This is a genomic window from Pantoea sp. Morm (genome assembly GCF_016643525.1).
In the GTDB taxonomy this organism is placed as follows: Bacteria; Pseudomonadota; Gammaproteobacteria; order Enterobacterales; family Enterobacteriaceae; genus Pantoea; species Pantoea dispersa.
Map to the genome: position 1 here is coordinate 13,918 of NZ_VOQX01000010.1, position 25,919 is coordinate 39,836.

22 protein-coding genes are annotated in these 25,919 nt (G+C 59.1%); 13 read left to right on the plus strand and 9 right to left on the minus strand.

Annotated features, from left to right (window positions below):
• Positions 1-83: 83 nt before the first annotated feature.
• Together sodA and FT726_RS05645 are read right to left on the minus strand one after the other, a co-directional pair.
• Complete coding sequence (gene sodA, locus FT726_RS05640) at positions 84-701, minus strand: superoxide dismutase [Mn] (RefSeq protein WP_021506845.1); 618 nt, start codon at positions 699-701, stop codon at positions 84-86.
• Positions 702-859: 158 nt separating this feature from the next.
• On the minus strand, positions 860-1,885 hold the full coding sequence (locus tag FT726_RS05645; protein WP_021506846.1) for a LacI family DNA-binding transcriptional regulator: 1,026 nt from the start codon (positions 1,883-1,885) through the stop codon (positions 860-862).
• A 312-nt stretch (positions 1,886-2,197) separates the two neighbouring features.
• Between FT726_RS05645 and FT726_RS05650 the strand changes: the two genes are divergently transcribed.
• Genes FT726_RS05650 through alsE form a run of 4 tightly spaced genes read left to right on the plus strand, consistent with a single transcriptional unit; the run spans position 2,198 to position 4,952 of the window.
• Positions 2,198-2,638: a PTS sugar transporter subunit IIA gene (locus FT726_RS05650; RefSeq protein WP_058758147.1), complete on the plus strand. Its 441-nt coding sequence runs from the start codon at positions 2,198-2,200 to the stop codon at positions 2,636-2,638.
• A gap of 19 nt (positions 2,639-2,657) precedes the next feature.
• On the plus strand, positions 2,658-2,924 hold the full coding sequence (locus FT726_RS05655) for a PTS sugar transporter subunit IIB (protein WP_021313417.1): 267 nt from the start codon (positions 2,658-2,660) through the stop codon (positions 2,922-2,924).
• A gap of 35 nt (positions 2,925-2,959) precedes the next feature.
• Complete coding sequence (locus FT726_RS05660) at positions 2,960-4,222, plus strand: PTS ascorbate transporter subunit IIC (RefSeq protein ID WP_058758148.1); 1,263 nt, start codon at positions 2,960-2,962, stop codon at positions 4,220-4,222.
• Between the two features lie 49 nt (positions 4,223-4,271).
• Entirely contained in the window at positions 4,272-4,952 is a 681-nt protein-coding gene (gene alsE / locus FT726_RS05665; protein WP_021506849.1) for a D-allulose 6-phosphate 3-epimerase, read from the plus strand.
• A 92-nt stretch (positions 4,953-5,044) separates the two neighbouring features.
• On the opposite strand, the gene FT726_RS05670 is transcribed toward alsE, so the two are convergent.
• The gene (locus FT726_RS05670) at positions 5,045-6,385 is read right to left on the minus strand and encodes an aspartate aminotransferase family protein (protein WP_288420867.1); all 1,341 of its coding nucleotides are present in this window, start codon (positions 6,383-6,385) and stop codon (positions 5,045-5,047) included.
• A 173-nt stretch (positions 6,386-6,558) separates the two neighbouring features.
• Here FT726_RS05670 and FT726_RS05675 point away from each other — a divergent pair, with 173 nt between their 5' ends.
• The gene (locus tag FT726_RS05675) at positions 6,559-7,332 is read left to right on the plus strand and encodes a DeoR/GlpR family DNA-binding transcription regulator (RefSeq protein ID WP_088516188.1); all 774 of its coding nucleotides are present in this window, start codon (positions 6,559-6,561) and stop codon (positions 7,330-7,332) included.
• Between the two features lie 51 nt (positions 7,333-7,383).
• On the opposite strand, the gene FT726_RS05680 is transcribed toward FT726_RS05675, so the two are convergent.
• On the minus strand, positions 7,384-8,499 hold the full coding sequence (locus tag FT726_RS05680; protein WP_058770770.1) for a glycosyltransferase family 9 protein: 1,116 nt from the start codon (positions 8,497-8,499) through the stop codon (positions 7,384-7,386).
• 204 nt (positions 8,500-8,703) lie between these two features.
• Positions 8,704-9,534 (minus strand): formate dehydrogenase accessory sulfurtransferase FdhD, encoded by an 831-nt coding sequence (fdhD, locus tag FT726_RS05685; RefSeq protein WP_058758153.1) that lies wholly within the window; start codon positions 9,532-9,534, stop codon positions 8,704-8,706.
• A 143-nt stretch (positions 9,535-9,677) separates the two neighbouring features.
• Between fdhD and fdnG the strand changes: the two genes are divergently transcribed.
• The 7 genes from fdnG to selB all read left to right on the plus strand — a co-directional run bounded on the left by fdnG (position 9,678) and on the right by selB (position 19,169).
• Positions 9,678-12,725 (plus strand): formate dehydrogenase-N subunit alpha, encoded by a 3,048-nt coding sequence (fdnG, locus tag FT726_RS05690; protein ID WP_288420863.1) that lies wholly within the window; start codon positions 9,678-9,680, stop codon positions 12,723-12,725.
• A gap of 12 nt (positions 12,726-12,737) precedes the next feature.
• Complete coding sequence (gene fdxH / locus FT726_RS05695; protein ID WP_021506856.1) at positions 12,738-13,637, plus strand: formate dehydrogenase subunit beta; 900 nt, start codon at positions 12,738-12,740, stop codon at positions 13,635-13,637.
• Positions 13,637-14,278 (plus strand): formate dehydrogenase cytochrome b556 subunit, encoded by a 642-nt coding sequence (gene fdoI / locus FT726_RS05700; protein WP_031279592.1) that lies wholly within the window; start codon positions 13,637-13,639, stop codon positions 14,276-14,278. Before fdxH ends, fdoI begins: the two co-directional genes overlap by 1 nt.
• Entirely contained in the window at positions 14,278-15,204 is a 927-nt protein-coding gene (gene fdhE, locus FT726_RS05705) for a formate dehydrogenase accessory protein FdhE (protein WP_058770768.1), read from the plus strand. The genes fdoI and fdhE overlap by 1 nt, the downstream gene beginning before the upstream one ends.
• A 115-nt stretch (positions 15,205-15,319) precedes the next feature.
• The gene (locus tag FT726_RS05710; RefSeq protein WP_021506859.1) at positions 15,320-15,931 is read left to right on the plus strand and encodes a glutathione S-transferase; all 612 of its coding nucleotides are present in this window, start codon (positions 15,320-15,322) and stop codon (positions 15,929-15,931) included.
• An 8-nt stretch (positions 15,932-15,939) separates the two neighbouring features.
• A complete protein-coding gene (gene selA, locus FT726_RS05715) occupies positions 15,940-17,319 on the plus strand; it encodes an L-seryl-tRNA(Sec) selenium transferase (protein WP_104189538.1) in 1,380 nt (459 codons plus the stop codon).
• Positions 17,316-19,169 carry a selenocysteine-specific translation elongation factor gene (selB, locus tag FT726_RS05720; RefSeq protein WP_346302555.1) on the plus strand — a complete coding sequence of 618 codons (1,854 nt, stop codon included), beginning with the start codon at positions 17,316-17,318 and terminating at the stop codon, positions 19,167-19,169. Before selA ends, selB begins: the two co-directional genes overlap by 4 nt.
• Before the next feature lie 50 nt (positions 19,170-19,219).
• On the opposite strand, the gene glyS is transcribed toward selB, so the two are convergent.
• Positions 19,220-21,289, minus strand: coding sequence for a glycine--tRNA ligase subunit beta (gene glyS, locus FT726_RS05725; protein WP_058781907.1), 2,070 nt, complete (start codon positions 21,287-21,289; stop codon positions 19,220-19,222).
• Between the two features lie 9 nt (positions 21,290-21,298).
• The gene (glyQ, locus tag FT726_RS05730) at positions 21,299-22,210 is read right to left on the minus strand and encodes a glycine--tRNA ligase subunit alpha (RefSeq protein WP_021506863.1); all 912 of its coding nucleotides are present in this window, start codon (positions 22,208-22,210) and stop codon (positions 21,299-21,301) included.
• A gap of 204 nt (positions 22,211-22,414) precedes the next feature.
• On the opposite strand from glyQ, the gene FT726_RS05735 reads away from it, so the two are divergent.
• Entirely contained in the window at positions 22,415-23,410 is a 996-nt protein-coding gene (locus FT726_RS05735; RefSeq protein WP_058775591.1) for an acyltransferase, read from the plus strand.
• Here FT726_RS05735 and FT726_RS05740 read toward each other — a convergent pair.
• Both FT726_RS05740 and xylB read right to left on the minus strand, forming a co-directional pair.
• Entirely contained in the window at positions 23,395-24,327 is a 933-nt protein-coding gene (locus FT726_RS05740) for a GlxA family transcriptional regulator (RefSeq protein WP_141496809.1), read from the minus strand. The two genes, FT726_RS05735 and FT726_RS05740, sit on opposite strands and share 16 nt — an antisense overlap.
• Before the next feature lie 139 nt (positions 24,328-24,466).
• Positions 24,467-25,909 carry a xylulokinase gene (gene xylB / locus FT726_RS05745; RefSeq protein WP_346302556.1) on the minus strand — a complete coding sequence of 481 codons (1,443 nt, stop codon included), beginning with the start codon at positions 25,907-25,909 and terminating at the stop codon, positions 24,467-24,469.
• Positions 25,910-25,919 lie beyond the last annotated feature (10 nt).

Genomic DNA, 25,919 nt, shown 5'->3' on the forward strand with positions numbered 1-25,919 from the left:
AGTTTGTTGAGCTGCGGTTTAGGATGGCGATAAAAAAACCGGTGCACGCAGGCACCGGTTATTCACATAGCGTAAGCCAGAACTTATTTTGCCGAGGCGAAACGTGCCGCTGCTTCGTCCCAGTTCACCACGTTCCAGAACGCTTTGATGTAGTCAGGGCGCTTGTTCTGATACTTCAGATAGTAAGCGTGCTCCCACACATCCAGACCGATGATTGGGAAACCAGACACGCCAGCGATGGCTTCGCCCATCAACGGGTTGTCCTGGTTAGCGGTTGAAACGACCGCCAGTTTATCGCCTTTTTTCACCAGCCACGCCCAGCCAGAGCCAAAACGGGTCGCAGCCGCTTTCTCGAACTCTTCCTGGAATTTCTCAACGCTACCGAAATCTTTTTCGATTGCTGCTTTCAGGTCGCCCTGCAGCGTGGTGCCGGTTTTCAGGCCTTTCCAGAACAGGCTGTGGTTAGCGTGGCCGCCAGCGTTGTTACGCAGTGGGCCTTTTTTGTCTGCTGGCAGCTGATCCAGTTTGGTGATCAGTTCATCAACCGGCAGGTTTGCGAATTCGGTACCTTCCAGCGCCGCGTTGGCGTTGTTAACGTAGGTCTGGTGATGTTTAGTGTGATGGATTTCCATCGTCTGCTTGTCGAAGTGCGGTTCCAGTGCGTCGTAGGCGTACGGCAGGGATGGCAGTGAATAACTCATGTTCTTCCTCTCCATTTAGTGTTTGGCAGCACAACCTTGCTGGTGTGCCGCATAAGCAGTCGGATCATTATAGTTAAAATCATGATCCGGAAAAGGGTTATCAATGCCTTAGTAATGATAAGGATTTGATCAATCTGGCAAAAGGTGCGCACACACGGCTACACCTTATGCGTACTGGCGCGCAGCTTAAGCTGCACCGGCAGCTCATTGATGGCAGGCGGCTCGTCGCCGTTGAGCGCCGCCAGCAGACGTTTACCGGCCATGCGCCCCATCTCCTCGTACGGCAGCACAATGCTGGTCAGCGGCGGCGAACATACCGCCGCCAGCGGGCCACCGCCGATGCTGGCTATTGCCAGCTGGCTGGGCACCGAGACGCCGGCTGCGTGACAGGCCATGATGGCACCGCACGCCACTTCATCGCTGGTACAGATCAGGACGTCCAGTTCCGGCCAGGTGAGACGGATCTCTGCCAGCAGGCTGTGGCCGGCGGCAAAGGTGGGCATTTTCGGTGAGGTCACTACGCGGTGCGGTGCCAGATTCAGCGCCAGCATCCCGCTGTGCCAGCCATTGAGCAGCTGACGGAAAATAGTGCTGTGCGTTTGTGTGCACAGCAGGCCGGGATGGCGATAGCCGCGCTCCACCAGGCTGTTTACCAGCTGGCGAATGGCTTTCGCATAGTCCACGCCGATGCTGATGCCGGCAGAATCCTGATGCACGCCGCCGATGTCCATCACCGGCAGGCCGGAGTTACTCAGCAGGCGCTGCGCTTCGGCGGCATTGTCGAAATTGAAGTGCACCATCGCGGCCGGGTTGTAAGAGAGCAGCATCTCAATCAGCTCGCTCTCCTCCGCCGCCGAGTGATTGGCTTCGGCCAGCATCATGTTATAGCCCTGCGGCCGCAGCACCTCCTGCAGCGCCTCTGACACAATCGCGCTGCCCGGCGTCGCAAATGAGGGTACCACCATGGTGATCAGCCGCGACGAGGCTGACGCCAGGTTACGCGCCTGCACGTTGGGCACATAGGCCAGTTCCGCGACGGCCGCGTCGATCCTTGCGCGAATTTCGGGCGACACTTTCTCCGGCATACGCAAAGCGCGCGACGCCGTCATGGCGCTGACACCGACCAAACGGGCAACATCGGCCAGCGTGCTTTTGCCGGTACTGCGCCGTCGTTTTTCTGTCATGCGTTCTCCTGTCTCTACCCTGCTGGTTCCGGGTAGCGCTCGATTTATCCGCACGCAGCTTAAAACCAAAAGCAAATTGGTGCCATGTTAAAAACCACAGAATCGGGCATGTCTCATTGGCTGCGTGATTTTCGCTGGCCTGAGCATGTCACCCCGGCCTCAGCGTGACAAACCGCGCGCGCAAAAATGTTATCGCTAACACACTTTTTAACATCATTCGTGTTAGCGCTAACTTTTGCGAGCAACATCACAGAACCCAGGCGATAAAATCACCTACAGTGCACCGCATCGACGAATAAACAGGAATTACTGATGCTCACTCAATGGCTGACACCGCAACATATCCGGATAGTAGACGACGTTAGCGACTGGCAGGAAGCAGTGCGTTTATCGGCCGAGCCGCTGCTGGCGGAGGGGGCAATTACCCCGGCTTATCTGGATGCGATCTTTACGTCGCACGCTGAGCTGGGTCCCTATTATGTGCTGGCGCCGGGTCTGGCGATGCCGCATGCGCGTCCGGAACAGGGTGCACGCAAAAACGGCCTGTCGCTGCTGCACGTAAAACAAGGCGTGAATTTTGCCGCCGATGAAAACGACCCGGTGTTTGTCGTTATTATGCTGTGCGCCCTGTCTGGCGACGATCATATTCAGATGATCACTGCGCTGGCTGAGGTGTTCAGCGACGAATCCCGCCTGCAGCAGTTGCTGTCGGCATCGACCCTGCCAGCGATTGAAGCTGTCATTAAAGATTAATCACCAGAGAAACCTGAAAATGAAAAAAGTACTGATTGTGTGTGGAAACGGTTTAGGCAGCAGCTTCATTGTGGAAATGAACGTGAAGAAAATTATTAAGGAGCTGGGTAAAGAGGCTGAAGTGGGTCATACCGATTTAACCTCTGCCAAATCTGAGCAGGCCGATATTATCATCAGCGCTAAAGATATCGCTGACCAGCTGTCGAGCCACAGCGCACAGGTATTTGGCCTGAGCAATTTACTGGATAACGCCAGAATCAAAGAAATTCTCGCCGACAACCTGTAATTGACCCGACGAAATTTACTCACACGGAGTAATTTATGCTGCAGTTTATAATTAAGGATGTTCTTGGAACACCCGCTATACTTGTCGGCCTTTTTTCCCTGATTGGTTTATTACTGCAAAAGAAACCGGTATCCGATGTGATTTCCGGTACGCTAAAAACCATCATGGGTTTTGTTATTCTTATCGCCGGGGCCAACTTAATTGCGGCCACCCTGACCATCTTCAGCCAGCTATTCGAGCACTCGTTCAATATTCAGGGCGTAGTGCCGAATACCGATGCGATGGCCGCGCTGGCACAGAAAAACTACGGTACCGAAACCGCGATGATCATGGTGTTCGGTATGCTGGTGAATATTGTGCTGGCGCGCATTACGCCGCTGAAATACATCTTCCTGACCGGGCACCATACGCTGTATATGTCGGCCATGCTGGCGGTGATCCTGTCGGTGGGCGGCGTGCACGGCTTCTGGCTGGTGCTGATCGGCTCGCTGATTCTCGGCACCATGATGGTGGTATGTCCGGCGATTCTGCAGCCGTTCACCCGCAAAATCACCAATTCGGACGATCTGGCGCTGGGCCACTTTGGCTCCACCGGCTACCTGTTGTCAGCGCTGGTCGGCAAAGCGGTGGGCAAAGGCAGCCCGTCAATTGAAGAGCTGAAAGTACCCAAAACCCTCAACTTCCTGCGCGACTCGTCCGTGGCAATTTCGCTGACCATGATGATTCTGTTTGTCGCGCTGGTGCTGGTTGCCGGTAAAGAGTTTACCGAAAGTCAGGTGAGCGGCGGCCAGAACTTCATCGTCTTTGCCATTATCCAGTCAATCACCTTTGCTGCGGGTGTTTACATCATTCTTGCCGGTGTACGCATGGTGATTGCCGAGATCGTCCCGGCGTTCAAAGGCATCGCCGATAAACTGGTGCCAAACGCAAAACCGGCGCTGGATTGCCCGACGGTCTTCCCGTTCGCGCCGAACGCCGTGATCATCGGCTTCCTGTGCAGCTTCGCCGCCGGGCTGATCAGCATGTTCCTGTGTCCGCTGTTCGGTCTGAGCGTGATTGTGCCGGGTCTGGTGCCGCACTTCTTCTGCGGCGCGACCGCTGGCGTCTACGGCAATATCACCGGCGGACGGCGCGGCGCCATCATCGGTTCCTTTGTCCAGGGGCTGCTGATCTCCTTCCTGCCCGCCATTCTGCTGCCGCTGATGGGTGACCTTGGCTTCGCGTCCACCACCTTTGGTGATGCGGACTTCGGTATCGTCGGCATTGTGCTCGGCCATATTATTTCGTTCTTCCATTGATGTCACAGACAGCGCCTGCGGGCGCTGTTTGCGTAATGAGGAAATCAGCATGAACGCCCGCTTTTCACCGTCCCTGATGTGCATGGATTTGACCCGCTTCCGCGAGCAGATCGAAGCGATGAACGCCAGCGCCTCGTTCTATCATGTCGATATTATGGATGGCAGCTATGTTAAGAATATTACGCTGTCGCCGTTCTTTATTGAGAACCTGCGTAAAATTACCGATGTGCCGATTGATGTGCATTTAATGGTGAACCACCCGGAAGATATTATTCCGATGTGCATTGACGCCGGCGCGGATATTATCAGCTTCCATCCGGAGACGGCGAATAACAAAATTTTCCGTTTGCTGACGCAAATTAAAGAGGCCGGCCGTCGCTGCGGCGTGGTGCTGAATCCGGCGACGCCAGCCGACAGCATTCGTGAATATGCGCATCTGCTGGATAAAGTGACGGTGATGTCCGTCGATCCCGGTTTCGCCGGGCAGAAATTTATTCCGGAAACCCTGAACAAAATTCGCCAGCTGATCGCCATGCGGGAAACGCACGGTTATCACTATCTGACCGAAATCGATGGGTCGTGCAACGCGCGCACCTTTAAGCAGATTGCCGCCTCGGGCGTCGACGTGTTTATTGTCGGCACCTCCGGCCTGTTCAATCTTGACGATGATGTGGCGCAGGCGTGGCAGAAGATGGAGCAGATTTTTGCGCAGGAAACTGCCGCGGCGTGATGTCCTTTCGCGCCCTGCCAGATGCGCATCAACGCGCATCTGGCACATTATGCAGTCGGGTTGCCATTCATGGCGACCTGAAATCTGAATAATTAACGCCCCAGCTCGGTCAGCGACTTATCCAGTGCTCCCACCAGCCAGTCGATATCACCGCTCTGGAACGCCAGCGGCGGACGCAGTTTCAGCACGTTGCCGTACGGCCCGGCCACCGACGTCAGCACATGGTGATCGCGCAGTTTCTCGATCAAATCCAGCGCCAGCGCTTTGTCCGGCGTCTTACTGCTGCGATCCTGCACCAGCTCAAACCCAATAAACAGCCCGGCACCGCGCACATCACCAATGCAGTCATGGCGATCCATCAGCTTCTGCAGCTCCGCCAGCAGCTGTGCGCCGACCACGCGGCTATGCTCCTGCAGCCCCTCTTCCTGAATCACCGTCAGCACCGCCTGCGCAGCGGCCATCGCCACCGGGTTGCCGCCAAAAGTATTGAAATAAGGGATCTCGTCGCTGAACGCGGCCAGCACGTCGCTTTTCGCCAGCAGGCCGGAAACCGGAATACCGTTGCCCATCGGCTTACCGGTGGTGACCACATCCGGCACCACGCCGTGACGGGCAAAGCCCCAGAAGGCATCGCCGGTACGGGCAAAGCCGGGCTGCACTTCATCAGCGATAAAAATGCCGCCGTTAGCATGCACCACATCCACCGCTTGCTGCAGGAATCCGCGCGGATTAGGCAGCACGCCGTCGGAGGAGAAGAGCGAGTCGGCGAGGAAACCGGCGAATTTAATGCCGTGCGCTTTCATGTCATCAATCTGCTGCTGAATCTGATCGGCAAACCATGCCCCGAGATCGGGCGCATCGACACGATAAGCATCTGGCGGTGGCACCAGGCGAGTGGTCGGTGCCAGCGGCTGACCGCTACCCAGCGCCGGTGACGCGCCAGAGGTCAAATCACTGGTACCGTGGTACGCCTCCTGCGAGACAATAATGCCGGTGCCGCCGCTCCAGGCGCGCGCCACGCGAATCGCCAAATCGTTGGCTTCTGAGCCGGTACACATATACATGGCGCGATCGATGGCTTCCGGCGTGGTCGCCAGCAACGCTTCGCTGTAATCAAGAATGCGCTCGTGCAAATAACGCGTGTGCGTGTTCAGCATCTTCATCTGCTGATTCACCGCCTCAATGACCGCCGGATGGCAGTGGCCGATGCTCGCCACATTGTTATACACATCCAGATATTTGTTACCCGCCGCATCCCACAAATACTGCCCTTCGCCGCGCACCAGATGCACCGGCTTGCGATAAAACAGACGATACGATTCGCCCAGCACTTTGCTGCGCTTGTCCGTCAGAGTGCGGGTGGCCGGATCCAGCGCGTCGGCGTGTTCGGCGCGAAAACTGTTGGTATCCATGATGGTGGAACGTGTAACCATGGTAACTCCCGTTGCGAAGGTGAAAGGGGTGTTTGCAGCCTGATCTCTGCGAACATCATGCCTGCTTTAGTGAAAAATGCAACCAAATACACAAATACAACCAAATACACATGACGCCACGATGACACTCAGGTAAGCTTAGGCCCAGCTTCGCTCTGCCACAGGGAAACGTCATGCTGCAGGAAACCCGTTTACATCGCATCCGCGCGCTGCTGAGCACGCAACATCAGCTCAGCACTGAACGCATCATCAAAGAGCTGGGCATTTCACGGGAAACGGCACGGCGCGATATCATTTCGCTTGAGGCGCAGGGGCTGGCGCGCCGCGTACATGGCGGTCTGGTGGCGCTGGAGAGCCCGCCGGAGCCACCGCTGCAGGTGCGCCGTAACGCACAGGCCAGAGAGAAACGCGCGATTGCCGCCGCGGCGGTACAACATCTGCAACCCGGCCAGACGCTGTTCCTCGATGCCGGCACCACCACCACGCTGCTGGCTGAAGAGCTGCGCACCATGTCCGGCCTGACCATCATCACTAACAGTCTGCAGGCGGCACTGGCGCTTAGCGCGGCCGAAGAGCATGAAACCCTGAATAACCAGGTGCTGCTGCTGGGCGGCATGATGATGGCCGGCGCGCAGCAGACGCGGGGAGAAATGACGGTGGGGGAAATTTATCGATATCGCGCCGACGTGGCGCTGCTGTCACCGGTCGGCATCGACGCCCGAAACGGCGCCAGCAGCTTCCATCCGCATGAAGCCGCCATCGCGCACGCCATGGTACAGCAGGCCAGCCGCACCCTGCTGCTGGCGGATCACAGTAAACTCGGCGTGATCAGCCGTACCCAGTACGCCCCTGTCGGCGATATCGATCTGTTGATTTGCGACGGCGGCGCGGCAAAGCCCGGTGCGCTCAGCGCTCTGCAGCAGGCGTTAGCGGTGCAGGTGGTGTAAGGAACTGCCCGATGCACGGTCACCGTACTGACGGCACAGTGACCTCATCGATTATGGCTGAACCAGCGTATGGATTTTTTGGCTTATTTTCTCAACCAGCCGTCCGTCATTTTTAAAAACAAACTCATCGGAAAATATCTGATGGCCGTTACTGTAGCCAGGCGACCACAGCTGATTATTTTTCAGTGAGTCCTGATAGATGCCAACCAGGGCTTTGTTATAAGCCGCCGAGATATGCACCACGGCGGTATCGGGAGTAATCACGCAGTCACTTTTCTTAACCGCAGCGAAAGCATGATACAGCGAGGGAACGCGGTATAACTTCGCGGGGTGCAGCGACGCCTGTTCCAGCGCGCCTTTGTGATCGAGCACCACGATATTGGTGGCCGCATTGTGCCTGACAATCGCCCCGATTAGCTCATTCAGCTGCTGCTCAGAGAGGTCACGATCGGCATGACTGGCATAAATATTGATTAAAATATTGTGCTCATCAGCGGAAAACATGCCGGACTGGTGAATTTCGGCATCAATGCGCTCAGGATAAAATATTTCATAATTCAGCCCATCAACCGTCTCAACCTGAAGATAGTCAAGAACCGCACGATAGATATTTTTAACGTGGTTATTAAGGTGATCGAACTGAATGTTGATATCGTAAGGTTTAAGCCAGCCAGGCTTGTTGAAACCCAGCGTCATTTTAGGATTGATATCGGCAATCATTTTGGGCATATACAGCGCGGTTTGCCAGATAGCCGTATCGATCAATAAATCGTAAGCATTGTCTCTCAGGAGGGTCACGACCTCACTCCCGATGGCGGTGTCATATTTATCGCGCTGATGACAATCGCTGAAACTGTCCGAGAGATAGATGTTGTGAATATACGGGTTATGTCGGAAAAGGCTCTCATTCTCCTTTACCGCCAGAATATCTACACGATACCCGGCTTCAAACAGCGCTCTGAGAAAACACGTAGAAACAATGGCATCGCCGATTTTACCTTCATTGCGAACCAGCAGAATGGATTTGATATCCTGTTTATTCTGTTTGTGGCATGAAGACTTTTTCCATTTCCTTGCTGCAAAATAAAGATCAAGAGAATATTTAATCTCTTTCTTTAAATAATTACGCCTGCGATTCAGCTGCCGCAGCTTTTTAATTAAAGCCATAATGGATATATTATTATTGATTGAGACGTTAATGATAGCGCATCAACTTCTTCATTCCTATCAAAAAGAATGTCACATTAAAAACTATTGCATGCATATTATTTAGCAGGCTAACCAGAAAAGCGCAGCGTAATAAAAGATTGCCTGACACCTCCCGGTACGCCGCATGCCGCGAACGATGAAATTCCCGGCATGTATCGCACATCAACCGTTAATCAGACGCTGCGGATGGCTGTACACCGTGGCGCGTCCCGGTTTAGAAAAACCGACCAGCGTCAGGTTACAGCGCTCGGCCACTTCAACGGCCAGCTGGGTGGCGGCCGAGACGGCAAACAGAATCTCTACGCCGCACATGGCAGATTTTTGCACCATCTCATAGCTGGCGCGGCTGGAAACCAGCACCGCACCCTGCTGCCAGTGCTGCTGGCTGCGCTGACCCAGCAGCTTATCCAGCGCCACGTGGCGACCCACGTCTTCGCAGCCGCCCTGCAGTTCGCCCTGCGGCGACATCCACGCGGCGGCGTGCGTACAACCGGTCAGATTGCCGATGGGCTGGAAATCGCGCAGCTGTGCCAGCCCGTTATCGAGGCAGGCCAGATCGAAGGTCTGCGTAAACGGCAGCGGCTGCACCGGCTTGCCGATTTGATCCAGCTGCTCCACCCCGCATACGCCGCAACCGGTGCGGCCCGCCATGGCGCGACGCTGCGCCTTCAGCGCCATAAAACGCCGGCTGGAGAGTTCGATCTGCACTTCGAACCCATTGCAGCCCGGCACCACATCCATGCCATAGATCTCGCCGGGTTGCTCAATAATGCCTTCGGAAAGCGAAAAACCGAGCGCAAAAGCCTGCAGATTATCCGGCGTCGCCATCATCACCACGTGTGAAATACCGTTGTAGACCAGCGCCACCGGCACTTCCTGCGCCAGCCAGTCGCTTTCCGCTTCAGTAATCGCGTGGCGCTGCCATACGGTGGTCTGGCTCAGTCCTGCGATCTCATTCACATTCTGGTTACTTTTTTGCTGTTTCGCTTTCACTTCTCTCGTCTCGCATAACAACCACATTAAAGTAGTGGTAATATCAGGTCGCTTTTGACGCAATCCTGCGTGGAGCCATTCTGAACCCCGGCTCCATCCAGCGCAAAAAAATTATTACAGCAATGTCGACTCAAGGATTACCCATGAACGTCAGCCGAAGAAAATTCTTCAAGATCTGCGCTGGCGGTATGGCAGGAACCACGGCAGCACTGCTCGGCTTTACGCCGGAAGCCGCGCTGGCGGAAACACGGCAGTATAAGTTGCTGCGTGCCCGCGAAACCCGTAATACCTGCACTTACTGCTCAGTCGGCTGTGGCCTGTTAATGTACAGCCTCGGCGATGGCGCGAAAAACGCCAAAGAGACCATTTTCCACATCGAAGGGGATCCGGACCATCCGGTGAGCCGCGGCGCGCTCTGTCCTAAAGGCGCGGGCCTGCTTGATTTTGTCCACAGCGACAGCCGTCTGAAATATCCGGAATACCGTGCGCCAGGCTCCGACAAATGGCAGCGCATCAGCTGGGATGACGCCTTTACGCGCATCGCGCAGTTGATGAAAGCCGATCGCGACGCCAACTTTATCGCGCAGAACGCCGCCGGCGTGACGGTAAACCGCTGGCTCTCTACCGGCATGCTGTGCGCTTCGGCCTCCAGCAACGAAACCGGCTACTTAACGCAAAAATTTACCCGATCGCTCGGTATGCTGGCGGTCGACAACCAGGCACGCGTCTGACACGGACCAACGGTAGCAAGTCTTGCTCCAACATTTGGTCGCGGTGCGATGACCAACCACTGGGTCGACATCCGTAATGCCAATCTGGTTGTGGTGATGGGCGGAAACGCTGCTGAGGCGCATCCGGTCGGTTTCCGCTGGGCGATGGAAGCCAAAATTCACAACAAAGCCAAACTGATTGTTATCGATCCGCGCTTCACGCGCACGGCATCGGTGGCAGACTTTTACACGCCTATCCGCCCCGGCACCGACATTGCCTTCCTGTCGGGTGTGCTGCTGTGGCTGCTGCAGAATGACAAAATCCAGCATGAATATGTGCAGGCGTACACCAATGCCAGCCTGATCGTGCGGGAGGATTACCATTTCGACGACGGCCTGTTTAGCGGCTACGACGAAGCCAATCGCAAATATGACAAAACCAGCTGGAACTACGAGCTGGGCGACGACGGCTTTGCCAAACGCGATGACAGCCTGAGCCATCCGCGCTGCGTCTGGAATCTGCTGAAGCAGCACGTCAGCCGTTATACGCCGGAAATGGTCGAGCGCATCTGCGGCACGCCAAAAGCGGATTTCCTGCACGTCTGTGAGCTGATTGGCGAAACCAGCGCGCGCGACCGCACCACCTCGTTCCTGTATGCGCTGGGCTGGACACAGCACTCGGTCGGGGCGCAGAACATTCGCACCATGGCGATGATTCAGCTGCTGCTGGGCAATATGGGGATGGCCGGCGGCGGCGTCAATGCGCTGCGCGGACACTCCAATATTCAGGGTCTGACCGATCTTGGCCTGCTGTCGCAAAGCCTGCCGGGCTATATGACGCTGCCGTCGGAAAAACAGACCGATCTCACCAGCTATCTGGCGGCGAACACGCCGAAGCCGACGCTGCCGGGCCAGGTGAATTACTGGGGCAACTACCCGAAATTCTTCGTCAGCATGATGAAAGCCTTCTTTGGCGATAAAGCGCAGGCGGAGAACAGCTGGGGCTTTGACTGGCTGCCGAAGTGGGACAAAGGCTACGACGTGCTGCAGTACTTCGAGATGATGTCGCAGGGCAAGGTTAACGGCTATCTGTGCCAGGGCTTTAACCCGGTGGCGTCGTTCCCGAACAAGCGCAAAGTGATCGATTCGCTGTCGAAGCTGAAGTTCCTCGTCACCATCGACCCGCTCAACACCGAAACCTCGACCTTCTGGCAAAACCACGGCGAGTTTAACGATGTCGATCCGGCGCAGATTCAGACCGAAGTGTTCCGTCTGCCGTCAACCTGCTTTGCCGAGGAGAACGGCTCAATCGTCAACTCCGGCCGCTGGCTGCAGTGGCACTGGAAAGGTCAGGATGCGCCGGGCGAAGCGCTCAACGACGGTGAAATTCTTTCCGGTATCTATCTGCGTCTGCGTGAGATGTATGCGCGCGAAGGCGGTGCACAGCCAGAGCCGGTGCTGAACATGACCTGGAACTACCTGACGCCCGACAATCCGGCCTCGGAAGAGGTGGCGATGGAGAGCAACGGCAAGGCGCTGGCGGACATCTACGATGACAAAGGCACGCTACTGGTGAAAAAAGGCCAGCAGCTCAGCACCTTTGCCCATCTGAAAGATGACGGCAGCACCAGCAGCGGCTGCTGGATTTTCGCCGGTAGCTGGACGCCGGACGGTAACCAGATGGCGCGCCGCGATAACACCGATCCGAGCGGGCTGGGCAATACGCTGAACTGGAGCTGGGCGTGGCCGCTGAACCGCCGCATCCTGTATAACCGCGCCTCCGCCGACCCGCAGGGCAACCCGTGGGATCCGAAACGCCAGATCCTCAAATGGGATGGCAACAAGTGGGGCGGTATGGATATTCCGGACTACAGCACGGCCGCGCCGGGCAGTAACGTCGGGCCGTTTATCATGCAGCCGGAAGGCATGGGCCGCCTGTTCGCCATCGACAAAATGGCAGAAGGACCGTTCCCGGAGCACTACGAGCCGTTTGAAACGCCGCTCGGCACCAACCCGCTGCATCCTGACGTGGTCTCCAACCCGGCCGCGCGCGTGTTCAAAGACGATCTGGCGGCGATGGGCAAAGCGGAGCAGTTCCCGTATGTCGGCACCACGTATCGTCTGACCGAGCATTTCCACTACTGGACCAAACACGCGTTGCTTAACGCCATCGCGCAGCCAGAACAGTTTGTGGAGATTGGCGAGAAGCTGGCGAACAAGCTCGGCATCGCCCAGGGCGATACGGTGAAGGTGAGTTCCAACCGCGGCTATATCAAAGCCAAAGCGGTGGTCACCAAGCGCCTGCGTCCGCTCAACGTCGATGGCAAAACTGTCGATACCATTGGCATCCCGATTCACTGGGGCTATCAGGGCGTGGCGAAAAAAGGCTTTATCGCCAATACCCTGACGCCGTTTGTCGGTGACGCCAACACGCAAACGCCGGAGTTTAAGGCGTTCCTGGTTAACGTCGAGAAGGTGTAACGGAGAACGAAGATGGCTTATCAATCGCAAGACATTATCCGCCGCTCCGCCACCAATGGTTTCACGCCTGCCCCGCAGGCGCGTGACCATCAGCAGGAAGTGGCGAAACTGATCGACGTTACCACCTGCATCGGCTGTAAGGCGTGTCAGGTCGCGTGTTCAGAGTGGAACGACATTCGCGACGAGGTCGGTCATAACGTCGGGGTGTATGACAACCCGGCGGATTTGACCGCCAAATCCTGGACGGTGATGCGTTTCTCGGAAGTCGAGGAGAACGGCAAGCTGGAGTGGCTGATCCGCAAGGATGGCTGTATGCACTGTGCCGATCCCGGCTGTCTGAAAGCCTGCCCGTCGGAAGGCGCGATTATTCAGTACGCGAACGGGATCGTCGATTTTCAGTCGGAACAGTGCATTGGCTGCGGCTACTGCATCGCCGGCTGTCCGTTTGACGTGCCGCGGCTGAATAAAGACGACAACCGCGTGTATAAATGCACGCTGTGCGTCGATCGCGTTAACGTCGGTCAGGAACCGGCGTGCGTGAAAACCTGTCCGACCGGGGCGATTCATTTCGGCAGCAAAAGTGATATGCAGCAGCTGGCTGCCGATCGCGTCGCCGAGCTAAACACGCGCGGCTATGCCAACGCCGGGCTGTACGATCCGGCTGGCGTCGGCGGCACGCACGTCATGTACGTGCTGCACCACGCCGACAAACCGCAGCTGTATCACGGCCTGCCGGCCAACCCGAGCATCAGCCCGGCGGTCACCTTCTGGAAAGGCGTCTGGAAACCGCTGGCTGCTATCGGCTTTGCCGCCACCTTCGCCGCCGCGGTGTTCCACTACGTTGGTGTCGGTCCGAACCGGGTGGAAGAGGACGACGACGAAAACCTGCATGAAAAAGAGGAGCGCGAATGATGAAAAAGCGCGATCGTCTGGTGCGCTACAGCGCGCCGGAACGCATCAATCACTGGATTGTCGCGTTCTGTTTTGTGTTTGCCGCGCTCAGCGGACTGGGTTTCTTTTTCCCGTCGTTTAACTGGCTGATGCACGTGCTCGGCACGCCACAGCTGGCGCGTATCCTGCACCCGTTCGTTGGCGTGGTGATGTTTGCAGCCTTTATTATCATGTTCTTACGCTACTGGAAGCACAATCTTATCCAGCGCGACGATCTGGTATGGGCGAAAAATATCCGTAAAATCGTGCGTAATGAAGAGGTGGGCGATACCGGGAAATACAACTTCGGGCAGAAGTGTGTGTTCTGGGCTGCTATCATCAGCTTAGTCTTGCTGCTGGCGAGCGGAATTGTCATCTGGCGCCCCTGGTTCGCCGGATACTTCACCATTCCGCTGATTCGCGCCGCGCTGGTGGTGCATTCGGTCTCGGCTGTGGCACTGATCATGACGATTATGGTGCATATTTATGCCGCCCTGTGGGTGAAAGGCACCATTACCGCCATGGTTGAGGGCTGGGTACCGGCCGCGTGGGCGAAAAAACATCACCCACGCTGGTATCGCGAGCAGCGCCAACGCCAAACACAACAGGAAAAACGTCCCTGATGAGTATTCGCATCATCCCGCAGGAGCAGCTGGAGAAGAGCGAAAAGAACACGGCGGAGCAAGTTCCGCCGTTACTTTTCCCCCGGCTGAAAAATCTCTACAGCCGCCGTGCGGCGCGGTTGCGTGATCTGGCGGCGAAAAATCCGCTGGGCGACTACCTGCGTTTTGCCGCGGTGATCGCGCAGGCCCAGGAAATCGTGCTGTATGACCATCCGCTGCAGATCGATCTGCATCAGCGGCTGGCAGAGAGCGCGCAGCAGGGCAAACCGCCGCTGGATATCCACACTTACCCGCGCGATGTGCACTGGCAGCGGCTGCTGCATTCGCTGATCGCCGAGCTGAAGCCAGAGATGAGCGGCCAGGCGCTGGCGGTACTGGAGAATCTGGAGAAGGCCTCGTCCACCGAGCTGGAAACCCTTGCCAGCGCGCTACTGGAGGGCGAATTCGCCCAGGTCAGCAGTGATAAAGCCCCGTTCATCTGGGCGGCGCTGTCAATTTACTGGGCGCAGATGGCAGCAATGATCCCCGGCAAAGCGCGGGCCGAATATGGCGAACACCGTCAGTTCTGCCCGGTGTGCGCCAGTGTGCCGGTCGCCAGCGTGGTGCACATGGACGTTGGCCAGCAGGGTCTGCGCTATCTGCACTGTAACCTGTGCGAAAGCGAGTGGTACGTGGTGCGCAGCAAGTGCTCGAACTGCGAGCAAACGCGCGATCTGCATTACTGGTCGCTGGACAGCGAGCAGGCCGCCGTGAAAGCCGAAAGCTGCGGCGACTGCGGTACCTACCTGAAGATGCTATACCAGGAGAAAGATCCGGCGCTGGAACCGGTGGCCGACGATCTCGCCTCGCTGGTGCTGGATGCCCGCATGGAGCAGGAAGGATTCGCGCGCAGCAGCCTGAATCCGTTTATGTTTCCCGGGGATTGATGCCATGTGCGCATGATTGGACGCCGGACACTGTAGGGTCGCCATTCATGGCGACCAGGTTTATTCACCTGCGTCATCCCTGTTGCCTGAATTGATCATTCACACGGAGACTTCGATGAAACTGATTGGCAGCTATACCAGCCCGTTTGTGCGCAAAATCTCAGTGATCCTGCTGGAAAAGGGCCTGGTGTTTGAATTCGTCAACCACTCTCCGTGGGAGCCTGACAGCCACGTCCCGCAGTACAATCCGCTGGGTAAAGTGCCGGCCTTCATTGATGACCAGCAGCTGACCTGGTTTGACTCCTCAATTATTGCTCAGGTGATTGAGCTGCGTGGCGATGCGCCTGCCCTGCTGCCCGACGACGCACTGCGCGCCCTGCAGATCCGCCAGCTGGAGAAGCTGGCCGACGGCATCAATGATGCGGCGGTGATGATCGTGCGCGAACAGATGCGTCCCGGCGATCGGCAATCGGAAGAGGTGCTGCTACGTAATCGCGAGAAAATCGCGCGCGGCCTCGACGCGCTGGAAACCGCCGCCGCACAGGGCGAGTTGCTCAACAGCGGCACGCTCAACCTCGCCGATATCGCTACCGGCTGCACCCTGGGCTATCTCAATTTTCGCCGCGTGCTGCCCAACTGGTGCGTCAATCGCCCGGCGCTGGTTAAACTGGCAGAAACGCTGTTCGAGCGGGAAAGCTTTGCCCGTACGGTTCCGCCCACCCACTAAGTGATGTGATGAAAGCCCTCTACAGTCAGCTCCCTGCCATCGACAGCCTGCTGCGCGATCCGGCGCTGCAGCCGCTGCTGGCACAATCCGGTACCGCCTTTATCACGCGCCAGCTGCGCGGCATGCAGCAGGAGGCGCGCGACCACATTCAGCAACATCAATCGTTACCGCACTGGCACGCCAGCTGGCCGGATGAAGCGCTGCGCCGCGCACAGCAGCAGCAGCAAAGCGCGCTGCGCCCGGTGTTTAACCTGACCGGCACCGTGCTGCACACCAATCTGGGGCGCGCGCAGCTCAGCGATCGCGCCATCGCGGCGGTCAGCGCCTGTCTGCGCCAGCCGGTAACGCTGGAGTATGCGCTGGACGACGCGGCGCGCGGTCATCGCGATCGCGCAGTCAGCGCACTGCTGTGCGAGCTAACCGGCGCCGAAGCTGCCTGTATCGTCAATAACAACGCCGCTGCGGTACTGCTGATGCTGGCCAGCCTGGCAGCGGGTCGCGACGTGATTATGTCGCGCGGCGAACTGGTGGAGATCGGCGGCGCATTCCGTATCCCTGACGTGATGCGCCAGGCGGGCTGCCGATTGGTGGAGGTTGGCACCACCAATCGCACCCATCTGAAGGATTATCGCGGCGCCATCGCCGGGGATAGCGGCCTGCTGATGAAGGTACACACCAGTAATTACCAGATTCAGGGCTTTACCCATGCCGTGTCTGAAGCCGAGCTGGTGCAGTTAGGCGACGCGCACGGCCTGCCGGTGATCAGCGATCTCGGCAGCGGTTCGCTGGTGGATATGACGGCGTACGGGTTGCCGCCTGAACCGATGCCGCAGCAGCTGATTGCGGCCGGCGTGAGCCTGGTGAGTTTCTCCGGTGACAAACTGCTGGGTGGCCCGCAGGCCGGGATTATCGTCGGCAAAAAAGCGCTGATTGACCAGCTGCAACAGCATCCGCTGAAGCGCGCACTGCGCGTCGATAAAATGACGCTGGCGGCGCTGGAAGCGACGCTGCAGCTCTACCGTCAGCCGGAAACCCTGCACGAGGCGCTGCCGACACTGCGCCTGCTGACGCGCAGCGCGCACGATATTCTGCAACAGGCCGAACGTCTGATGCCGGCGCTGGAGCACGCCTTCAGCGCCGATTTTTCGCTGGCGATCGCCGCCTGTTCCTCGCAAATTGGCAGCGGTTCGCTGCCGGTCGAACGTCTGCCCAGCTTTGCTATCACCTTCACGCCACGCGACGGTCACGGCAGCCAGCTCAACGCCCTGGCGCAGCGCTGGCGCCAGCTGGCACGCCCGGTGATCGGCCGCCTGCAGGAGGGCAAACTGTGGCTGGATTTACGCTGCCTTGATGACGAAGCCGCCCTGATACGGACCTTAGTACCATGATTATTGCCACGGCCGGACATGTCGATCACGGTAAAACCGCGCTGTTGCAGGCCCTGACCGGGATTGATGCCGATCGCCTGCCGGAAGAGAAACGGCGCGGCATGACCATCGATCTCGGATATGCCTACTGGCCGCAGCCCGATGGCCGCACGCTGGGCTTCATTGATGTGCCTGGCCATGAAAAATTTCTCGCCAACATGCTGGCCGGCATCGGCGGCATTCATCATGCGCTGCTGGTGGTGGCCTGTGACGATGGCGTGATGCCGCAGACGCGTGAGCATTTACAGTTGCTGAGCCTCGCCGGACAGCCGCCGCTGAGCGTGGCGCTGACCAAAGCCGACCGCGTTGACGCCGCACGCATCGCAGAGGTGCAGCAGCAGGTCGCGCAGCTCACGCAGCAGCTCGGCTGGCCAGCGGCAGCGCAGTTTGTTACCAGCAGCCATACGCTGCAGGGCATTGAAACGCTGCGCCAGCACCTCTTCAGTCTGAACGCACCGGCGTTTGAGCCTGGCCGCCGTTTCCGGCTCGCCATCGACCGCGCTTTCACGCTGAAAGGCACCGGGCTGGTGGTCACCGGCACCGCGCTGAGCGGTGAAGTCAGGGTGGGCGACACGCTGTGGCTCAGCAGCCTGAACCTGCCGCTGCGCGTGCGGGCGCTGCATGCGCAGAACCAGCCGGTGACGCGCGCCCAGGCGGGCGAGCGCATCGCGCTGAATATCGTCGGTGACGTGGAGAAGGCACAGATTACGCGCGGCGACTGGCTGCTGGCGCAGCCACGTCCCGCCGGCACGCAGCGGCTGATCGTCGCACTGCGCCTGCTGCAACCGCTGAAAACGGCCTCACAGCCGGTGCATCTGCATCACGCGGCCAGCCACGTCACCGGCCGCTTAACGCAGCTCACGAACGATGTGGCTGAACTGGTGCTCAGCCAGCCGCTGTGGCTGGCGGAAAACGATCGGATAATTATTCGCGACAGCAATGCGCAGCACACGCTGGGCGGCGGACGCGTACTGCTGTGCGACAGCAAAAAGCGCGGTAAACGCCAGCCGGACTACCTGCAGTGGCTACAGCAACTGGCCGCGGCGCGCGATGACAGCGCCAGCCTGCAGGCGCATCTGGCGTATCAACCGGCCGCGTATGACGAGCTCGGCTGGGCGCGCCAGCTCACTGCGCCGGCGCTGGACGCGCTGCTGCTGCCGCTGAATCCGGTACGGCTGGGTGTCAGCCTGATGAGCGACACCATGGCCAGCGCCTGGCAGCAGCGTTTACGGGAAGCGCTGAGCGCCTTCCACCAGCAGCATCCGGAGCTGCCGGGCATCGGCCACGACCGCCTGCGCCGTGTGGCGCTGCCGCATGCGCCGGCACCGCTGGTGCCGGGATTAATTGACCAGATGCTGGCACAAGGCGAGTTGCGGCAGAAACAGGGCTGGCTGCACCTGCCCGACTTCGCGCCGCGCTTTAATCCGCAGGAAGCCACGCTGTGGCAGCAGGTCGAGCCGCTGTTCAGCGACCAGCCGCTGTGGGTGCGCGATATTGCCGATGCGCTGCAGCAGGATGAAGAGCAGATTCGCGGTTTATTGCTCACCGCGGCGCGTCTCGGCCATATCACGGCGATCGTGCGCGATCGCTACTACCGCAGCGCGCAGATCCAGATCTTCGCCGATCTGATTCGTCAGCGCGCGGCCGCCGGAGGCAGCACCAGCGCCGCTGACTTCCGCAACCAGCTGGGTACCGGCCGCAAAGTCGCGGTGCAGATTCTGGAATTCTTTGACCGCAGCGGCTTTACCCGCCGTCGCGGTAACGATCACCTGCTGCGCGACGCGCGCCTGTTCACCTCTTCTGCCGCCTGAAACAAAAAAGGGACGATTGCTCGTCCCTTCGGTTCACTTCTGCCCATCGCTTACTGCAGCAGCGAAATGTCCGCCACCTGCAGGAACAGCTCGCGCAGTTGCGCCAGCAGCGTCAGGCGATTGATACGCACCGCTTCGTCATCGGCATTCACCATGACGTTGTCGAAGAAGTTATCCACCGCTTCGCGCAGCTGCGCCAGCTCCACCAGAGCATCCTGATAGCGGCCTTCCGCAAAGTACGGCTGCAGCTTGTCGCCCAGCGCGGTGACAAAGGTCGCCAGCTGAATTTCAGCGTTCTCTTTCAGCAGGGACGCCTGCACGCTGTCGTTCAGGGTTTCGGTGGCTTTCGCCAGGATATTCGACACGCGCTTGTTAGCCGCCGCCAGTGCCGAGGCCGCTTCCAGCGTACGGAAGTGCGAAACCGCCTTCATACGTGCATCGAAATCGGCCGGACGGGTTGGACGACGCGCCAGCACCGCCTGAATGGTGTCAACGCTGTGGCCCTCTTCCTGATACCAGGCGCGGAAACGACCCAGCATGAAGTCGATGACATCATCAACCACGTTGGCGTTGCTCAGCTTGCTGCCGTACAGGCGCACCGCTTCTTCCGTCAGGGTTTGCAGATCGAGCGGCAGGTTCTTCTCAACGATGATACGCAGCACGCCCAGCGCGGCACGACGCAGCGCAAACGGGTCTTTATCGCCTTTCGGATGCTGTCCGATGCCGAAGATACCGGCCAGGGTATCCATTTTATCGGCAATCGCCACGGCGCAGGCCACCGGGCTGGACGGCAGATCGTCACCGGCGAAACGCGGCTGGTACTGCTCGTTAAGTGCGACCGCCACATCTTCCGCTTCGCCATCGTGGCGCGCGTAGTGCATGCCCATCACACCCTGGGTGTCGGTGAACTCGAACACCATATTGGTCATCAGGTCGCACTTCGACAGCAGCCCGGCGCGCGTGGCGTGATTGACATCAGCGCCAATCTGCGCGGCAATCCAGCCGGCCAGCGCCTGAATACGGTCAGTTTTGTCACGCAGCGTACCCAGCTCTTTCTGGAACAGCACGGTTTCCAGACGCGGCAGGTTATCTTCCAGACGCTTTTTGCGGTCGGTGTTGAAGAAGAACTCGGCATCGGCCAGACGCGGACGCACCACTTTTTCATTACCGGCAATGATCTGCTGCGGATCGCGCGATTCAATGTTGGTGACAAAGATGAAGTTTGGCAGCAGCTGGCCGTCTTCGGCGTACACCGGGAAGTATTTCTGATCCCCTTTCATGGTGTACACCAGCGCTTCAGCCGGTACCGCGAGGAACTTCTCTTCAAACTTCGCCGTCAGTACCACCGGCCACTCCACCAGCGAAGCCACCTCTTCCAGCAGGCTGTCGCTCAGGTCGGCTTTACCGCCCAGCTGCTGCGCGGCAGCTTCGGCATCGGCTTTGATTTTGGCTTTACGCGTGGCGTAATCGGCGATCACTTTACCGCGCTCCTGCAGCAGCTGCGGATATTGATCGGCGTTGTCCAGCGTCAATTCCGGCTCGCCCATGAAGCGGTGGCCGCGAATGACGCGATCGGACTGAATACCGAGGATGGTGGCCGGAATCAGCTCATCACCCAGCAGCAGCGTCACGGTGTGCACCGGACGCACGAACTGCACGTCGCTGGCACCCCAGCGCATCAGTTTTGGAATCGGCAGCTTGCTCAGCGCGGTCGCGACCATCGCCGGCAGCAGCGCCTGCGCGCTTTCGCCTTTTACCGCAGCACGATGCACCAGCCACTCGCCTTTGTCAGTGCTGAGACGCTCAGCCTGCTCTACGGTGATGCCGTTGCCACGTGCCCAGCCTTCTGCCGCTTTAGTCGGCTTGCCTTCGGCATCAAACGCCGCAGCGACGGCCGGGCCGCGCTTTTCTACTTCACGATCGGGCTGCGCGGCCGCCAGCTGTGCCACTTTCAGCGCCAGACGGCGCGGTGCCGCAAACCAGCTGACGTCGCCATGCGCCAGACCGGCACTGTCGAGCTCAGCGGTAAAGTGCGCAGCAAAGGCTTCTGCCAGGCTGCGCAGGGCTTTCGGAGGCAACTCTTCGGTGCCAATTTCCACCAGGAAAGTTTTATCGGTCATGGCTGCCTCTTACTTATTACGGTTGCACATAGGGAAGCCGAGTGCCTCGCGGGAGGCATAATAGGCTTCCGCCACGGCTTTCGTCAGGGTGCGAATACGCAGGATATAGCGCTGGCGCTCGGTTACCGAGATCGCTTTGCGCGCATCAAGCAGGTTGAAGCTGTGCGCGGCTTTGAGAATGCGCTCATAGGCCGGCAGCGGCAGCGGTTTTTCCAGCGCCAGCAGCTGCTGTGCCTCTTTTTCATACTGCTCGAAGCAGCTGAACAGGAAATCGACGTCGGCGTACTCAAAGTTGTAGGTCGACTGCTCCACTTCGTTCTGGTGGAACACGTCACCGTAAGTGGTTTTGCCGAACGCGCCGTCGCTCCAGGTGAGATCGTACACGCTGTCCACGCCCTGGATGTACATCGCCAGGCGCTCCAGACCGTAGGTGATCTCGCCGGTCACCGGCTTACACTCCAGGCCGCCGACCTGCTGGAAGTAGGTGAACTGCGTGACTTCCATGCCGTTCAGCCACACTTCCCAGCCGAGTCCCCAGGCGCCCAGCGTTGGGTTTTCCCAGTTATCTTCGACGAAGCGAATGTCATGCACGCCAGGGTCGATACCGAGCTCTTTCAGCGATCCGAGGTACAGCTCCTGAAGGTTGTCCGGGTTCGGCTTAATCACCACCTGGAACTGGTAGTAGTGCTGTAAACGGTTCGGGTTTTCACCGTAGCGGCCATCGGTGGGACGGCGCGATGGCTGCACGTAGGCGCTCGCCATCGGCTCTGGCCCGAGAGCACGCAGGCAAGTCATAGGGTGAGAAGTGCCAGCGCCCACTTCCATGTCCAGCGGTTGGACGATGGTGCAGCCCTGACGCGCCCAGTAATCCTGCAAGGTCAGGATCAGGCCCTGAAAGGTCTTGGTATCAAACTTTTGCATGTTGAATTCGCACGCGATACGGGTGGATTTAAAAAGAGTGCGACAGTATACCCTTTGACCGCGCATTGTGCAGCCGGAAATCCTGGCGCAGGCGGGTGCGGTTATGCGGCGGTTAACAGAGAGCTCCGAAATCCAGGCTGCGGGGGTTGTTGGCCCGCTGTGCACTGGCTACCCTTCTTCGCACGGAGTACGCACGAGGAAGCCATGTCGCAAAAAATCTGCTGGATTGATAACTTACGCGCGGTCGCCTGTCTGATGGTGATCGTCATTCACACCACCACCTGGTACATTACCGGACCGATGGCAGTCACCGGACCCAGCTGGGACGTCGCCAATCTGCTTAACTCGGCTTCGCGCGTCTGCGTGCCGCTGTTCTTCATGATTTCCGGTTATCTGTTCTTTGGCGAACGCAGCGCACAGGGCCGCCATCTGCTGCGCATTGTGCTGTGCCTGCTGTTCTACAGCGCCGTCGCGCTGGCCTACATCACCTGGCTGACGCCGATCAGCGAAGGCCGATCGCTGCTGAAGCTGTTGCAGAAGCCGGTGTTCTACCATCTGTGGTTCTTCTTCGCCATTATCGGCATCTACCTGCTGTCTCCGCTGATTCAGGTGAAAAACGTGCCGCCGCGCTATGTGGCGCTGCTGGTGCTGATCCTCGCGGTGATCGCCAATCCGAACACCGTCAGCCAGTCGCTGGGGCCGTTCCACTGGCTGCCGGTCAATCTGTATGTCAGCGGCGACTCGATTTACTACCTGCTGTACGCGCTGCTTGGACGGGCAATTGGCGTGATGGATACCGACAGGCGCGGCATCAGCTGGCTGGCCGGGCTGAGTTTTATCGCCTGCGTCATCGGTATCGCACTTGGCACCAGACAGATGCTGAAGATTAACGGCGCGTTTAATGACACCTGGTATCTTTACTGTGGCCCACTGGTGTTTATCGCGGCGATAAGCCTGCTGGTGCTGTTTAAAAATGTGCTGAACCACCGGCCGCTGCCGCTGCTGGCAACCATTTCACGCTATTCGCTGCCGATTTATGGTTTCCATGCGCTGTTCATTCACTATCTGCGTACCCATCATTACGACGATATGTCGCGGCCGTGGCTCGATCTGCCGTGGGTCTTTGGCGTAACCCTGCTGGGCAGCCTGCTGCTGGCGATGTTGCTGAAACGCGTGGACAAGCATCATCTGGTGAGCTGATCGTCCCAGCGCTGCCGGGCGCGGCGCAGCTGGCGTGCCGAGGAGAAGCCGGCGGCCAGCGCCGCTTTTTCCGCCGCTTCCCCCTGCTGCTGGCGCTGGCGCGCAATCACCAGCCGCAGCTGCTCGTGGTATTCCCGCACGCTGATACCCAGATGCTGGCGAAACAGGCGCGTCAGATGGCGCTCGCTGACGTGGGCGCGTTCGGCCAGCGCGCCCAGCGACCAGTCATGTTCCGGATGCGCAATCATCGCGTCCTGCGCGCGATGAATCGCCGGATGCAGATGATTACGATAACGCAGCCACGGCGAGAGTTGCGGATCGTCACCCGAGCGGCGGAACCACACCACCATCTCCCGCGCCACCGTTAGCGCCTGCCGCGCGCCGCACAGACGATTGATCAGGTGCAGCGCCAGATCGATACCGGCAGTAATCCCCGCGCTGGTCCAGATGCCGGCATCTTCCACAAACACGCGGTTGTCTTTCACCAGCGCAGCCGGCGCGGCAGCTTTCAGGCGCGGCAACACATCATGGTGCGTGGTGCACTGTACGCCATCCAGCAGGCCAGCCTGCGCGGAGAGCAGCGCGCCGGAGCAAATACACACGAGGGTAATGCGCCGCGTATGAATCGCGCTGCGTTGCTGGCGCAGCCAGTCGCGCGCCTGCCCGGCAGCCCCGGTATCGAACCAGATGCGGGAATCGAACACGCCGGGCACAATCAGCAGGCTGTTATCGGGTAGCGTGGCGGGCAGCGGTGCAATATCCGCAATGGTCATGCCGGTCGAACAGGTGACGCTCGCCTGTGGGCCGATGTAGTGCAGCGCAAAATGTCCGCCCGCCAGCTGCAGCGTCTCTGCCGGCCCGGTGAGGTCGAGCGCCATGACGCCCGGCAGGACAAGAAAATAGACGGGCTGCGGCATGGTGGGTTCCTCAGGCGATGAAGGGTAACGATGGGCGAAGATGCGCAGCCAAATCCGGCCACGTATCTTCATCGATTCTTCCCATCATACCCGACTCTGTTCACGCCTTGCGACCTCATCCGGCCATGCGTCAGCCAAATCAGGACATCAGTGGTAACAGCTGCTGATATAGCTGCGCAAAGCGCGCACGGCGCGGCTGATAGGCCTGATGCTGCGCGGCGTCCGGCTGATGGCGCTGCACTAACGCCGGTGCCGGCCATTCGCTGGCCGGGTCCACCGCCAGCTGCGCCAGGCGTGCGGCACCGAGCGCCGGCCCCACCTCGCCGCCGTGACAATAATCCAGCGTCAGCCCGCTGATGTCCGCCAGCATCTGCCGCCAGTACGTGCTGCGCGCACCGCCGCCAATCAGCATCACCGTGTTGGGCAGTACGCCACACTCATGCACCGCATCCATGCCTTCCGCCAGCGCAAAACCCACGCCTTCCAGCACCGCGCGCGCCAGTTCCGGCCGGCCGTGCTGGTGCGTCAGGCCAAAGAAAGCCCCCTGTGCCTGCGGATTATTGTGCGGCGTGCGCTCGCCGGAAAGATAAGGCAAAAACCACACCGGCGTGGCCTGCGCGCTGGCGCGTTCAGCTTCGGCCAGCAGGTGCGGCACATCATCACAGCCGGTCAGCGCAGCGGCCCAGTCCAGACAGGCGGCGGCACTCAGCATCACCGACATCAGATGCCAGCGCTGCGGCAGCGCATGACAGAAACTGTGCACGGCGCGTTGCGGATTGCTGAGATAGCCTTCGCTCACCAGAAAATAGACGCCGGAGGTGCCGAGCGACAGCATGCCCTGCCCTGGCTCAACCATGCCAACGCCCACGGCGCCAGCCGCATTGTCGCCGCCGCCGGCCACCAGTGGCACCGGATCCATCCCCCAGCGCGCCGCAATTTCCGGCAGCAGCGTGCCAGTAATCTGGTTGCCCTCAAACAGCTGCGGCATGTGGCTGCGGTTCAGTCCGCACGCCGCCAGCATTGCATCGCTCCAGTCGCGCTGTGCCACATCCAGCCACATCGTTCCCGCCGCATCTGACATATCGGTGGCGAAATCGCCGCTCATCCGCCAGCGCAGATAATCTTTCGGCAGCAGCACTTTTGCTACCTGCGCAAATATCGCCGGTTCATGTTGCTGCACCCACAACAATTTGGGCGCGGTAAAACCCGGCATCATCAGGTTGCCGGTAATCTGACGCGACGTCGGCACGCGCTGCTCCAGCTCGTGGCACTGCGCGCTACTGCGCCCGTCGTTCCACAATATCGCCGGACGCAGCACCTGATGCGCGGCGTCCAGCAGCGTCGCGCCGTGCATCTGGCCGCTAAAGCCGATGGCGCTGACGTGGCGTAAATCGTGCTGCTGCGCCAGCGCCTGCATGGCACTATCGGTGGCCTGCCACCAGCTTTCGGGATCCTGTTCGCTCCATAGCGGCTGCGGACGCGTCACCTGCAGCGGCGCGCTGGCCGTTGCCTGAACCTGGCCGTGCGCATCCAGCAGCGCCACTTTAACGCCGGAGGTGCCTAAATCGATCCCGATAACCATGCTTCGCTCC